The sequence below is a fragment of the Streptomyces sp. NPDC107546 genome (assembly GCF_055639175.1).
Map to the genome: position 1 here is coordinate 1,640 of NZ_JBVKBA010000077.1, position 3,284 is coordinate 4,923.

Here is a 3,284-nt window from a genome sequence, read left to right on the forward strand (position 1 = left end):
TGGTCGGGCACGCTGTTGGGTGTCTGAGGGCATGGCCGTTTGGTCTGTCTTCGGTGCCGGCCCCAGTGAACTTGCTGTTTTCAGCAGGGTGATGGGTGGTTGGTCGTTGTTTGAGAACTGCACAGTGGACGCGAGCATCTGTGGCCAAGTTTTTAAGGGCGCACGGTGGATGCCTTGGCACCAGGAACCGATGAAGGACGTGGGAGGCCGCGATAGTCCCCGGGGAGTCGTCAACCAGGCTTTGATCCGGGGGTTTCCGAATGGGGAAACCCGGCAGTCGTCATGGGCTGTCACCCACTGCTGAACACATAGGCAGTGTGGAGGGAACGCGGGGAAGTGAAACATCTCAGTACCCGCAGGAAGAGAAAACAACCGTGATTCCGGGAGTAGTGGCGAGCGAAACTGGATGAGGCTAAACCTCAAGCGTGTGAGACCCGGCAGGGGTTGCGTTTGGGGGGTTGTGGGATCTCTCTTCTACGGTCTGCCGGCCGTAGGGCGAGTCAGAAACCGTTGATGTAGGCGAAGGACATGCGAAAGGTCCGGCGTAGAGGGTAAGACCCCCGTAGCCGAAACGTCAGCGGCTCGTTTGAGAGACACCCAAGTAGCACGGGGCCCGAGAAATCCCGTGTGAATCTGGCGGGACCACCCGCTAAGCCTAAATATTCCCTGGTGACCGATAGCGGATAGTACCGTGAGGGAATGGTGAAAAGTACCCCGGGAGGGGAGTGAAATAGTACCTGAAACCGTGTGCCTACAAGCCGTGGGAGCGTCGGAACGAGGCTTGCCTTGTTCTCGTGACTGCGTGCCTTTTGAAGAATGAGCCTGCGAGTTTGCGGTGTGTTGCGAGGTTAACCCGTGTGGGGTAGCCGTAGCGAAAGCGAGTCCGAAGAGGGCGTTTGAGTAGCACGCTCAAGACCCGAAGCGGAGTGATCTAGCCATGGGCAGGTTGAAGCGGAGGTAAGACTTCGTGGAGGACCGAACCCACCAGGGTTGAAAACCTGGGGGATGACCTGTGGTTAGGGGTGAAAGGCCAATCAAACTCCGTGATAGCTGGTTCTCCCCGAAATGCATTTAGGTGCAGCGTCGTGTGTTTCTTGCCGGAGGTAGAGCACTGGATAGGCGATGGGCCCTACCGGGTTACTGACCTTAGCCAAACTCCGAATGCCGGTAAGTGAGAGCGCGGCAGTGAGACTGTGGGGGATAAGCTCCATGGTCGAGAGGGAAACAGCCCAGAGCATCGACTAAGGCCCCTAAGCGTACGCTAAGTGGGAAAGGATGTGGAGTCGCACAGACAACCAGGAGGTTGGCTTAGAAGCAGCCACCCTTGAAAGAGTGCGTAATAGCTCACTGGTCTAGTGATTCCGCGCCGACAATGTAGCGGGGCTCAAGCGTACCGCCGAAGTCGTGTCATTGACATATATAGCCCCAACGGGTGTGTTGATGGGTAGGGGAGCGTCGTCTGCCGGGTGAAGCAGCGCCGGAAGGTAGTTGTGGACGGTTGACGAGTGAGAATGCAGGCATGAGTAGCGATTCACACGTGGGAAACGTGTGCGCCGATTGACTAAGGGTTCCTGGGTCAAGCTGATCTGCCCAGGGTAAGTCGGGACCTAAGGCGAGGCCGACAGGCGTAGTCGATGGATAACCGGTTGATATTCCGGTACCCGCTGTGGAGCGTCAGACATCGAGCATCGTGATGCTAAGGCCGTGAAGCCGTTCCGGACCCTTCGGGGAAAGGAAAGTGGTGGAGCCGCCGGACCAAGCGGTTAGTAGGTGAGTGATGGGGTGACGCAGGAAGGTAGTCCATCCCGGGCGGTGGTTGTCCCGGGGTAAGGGTGTAGGCCGCAAGGTAGGCAAATCCGCCTTGCATACGGCTGAGACCTGATGCCGAGCCGATTGTGGTGAAGTGGATGATCCTATGCTGTCGAGAAAAGCCTCTAGCGAGTTTCATGGCGGCCCGTACCCTAAACCGACTCAGGTGGTCAGGTAGAGAATACCGAGGCGTTCGGGTGAACTATGGTTAAGGAATTCGGCAAAATGCCCCCGTAACTTCGGGAGAAGGGGGGCCACGCCTGGTGATGGGTTTTGCGCCCTGAGCTGGGGGTGGCCGCAGAGACCAGCGAGAAGCGACTGTTTACTAAAAACACAGGTCCGTGCGAAGCCGTAAGGCGATGTATACGGACTGACGCCTGCCCGGTGCTGGAACGTTAAGGGGACCGGTTAGCTCACTTTCGGGTGGGCGAAGCTGAGAACTTAAGCGCCAGTAAACGGCGGTGGTAACTATAACCATCCTAAGGTAGCGAAATTCCTTGTCGGGTAAGTTCCGACCTGCACGAATGGCGTAACGACTTCTCGACTGTCTCAACCATAGGCCCGGTGAAATTGCACTACGAGTAAAGATGCTCGTTTCGCGCAGCAGGACGGAAAGACCCCGGGACCTTTACTACAGTTTGATATTGGTGTTCGGTTCGGCTTGTGTAGGATAGCTGGGAGACTGTGAAGCCTGGACGCCAGTTCGGGTGGAGTCGTCGTTGAAATACCAGTCTGGTCGTGCTGGATGTCTAACCCGGGTCCGTGATCCGGATCGGGGACAGTGTCTGATGGGTAGTTTAACTGGGGCGGTTGCCTCCTAAAGGGTAACGGAGGCGCCCAAAGGTTCCCTCAGCCTGGTTGGCAATCAGGTGTTGAGTGTAAGTGCACAAGGGAGCTTGACTGTGAGACCGACGGGTCGAGCAGGGACGAAAGTCGGGACTAGTGATCCGGCGGTGGCTTGTGGAAGCGCCGTCGCTCAACGGATAAAAGGTACCCCGGGGATAACAGGCTGATCTTCCCCAAGAGTCCATATCGACGGGATGGTTTGGCACCTCGATGTCGGCTCGTCGCATCCTGGGGCTGGAGTCGGTCCCAAGGGTTGGGCTGTTCGCCCATTAAAGCGGTACGCGAGCTGGGTTTAGAACGTCGTGAGACAGTTCGGTCCCTATCCGCTGTGCGCGTAGGAGTCTTGAGAAGGGCTGTCCCTAGTACGAGAGGACCGGGACGGACGAACCTCTGGTGTGCCAGTTGTTCTGCCAAGGGCATGGCTGGTTGGCTACGTTCGGGAGGGATAACCGCTGAAAGCATCTAAGCGGGAAGCCTGCTTCGAGATGAGGACTCCCACCCACTTGATGGGGTAAGGCTCCCAGTAGACGACTGGGTTGATAGGCCAGGTCTGGAAGCCCGGTAACGGGTGGAGGTGACTGGTACTAATAGGCCGAGGGCTTGTCCTCAGTTGCTCGCGTCCACTGTGT

At 57.5% G+C, this 3,284-nt stretch carries 1 rRNA gene; it reads left to right on the forward strand.

The annotated features are described in order from the left end of the window. Positions 1-142: 142 nt before the first annotated feature. Positions 143-3,263 (forward strand): 23S ribosomal RNA (locus ACZ7L1_RS39160). Positions 3,264-3,284 lie beyond the last annotated feature (21 nt).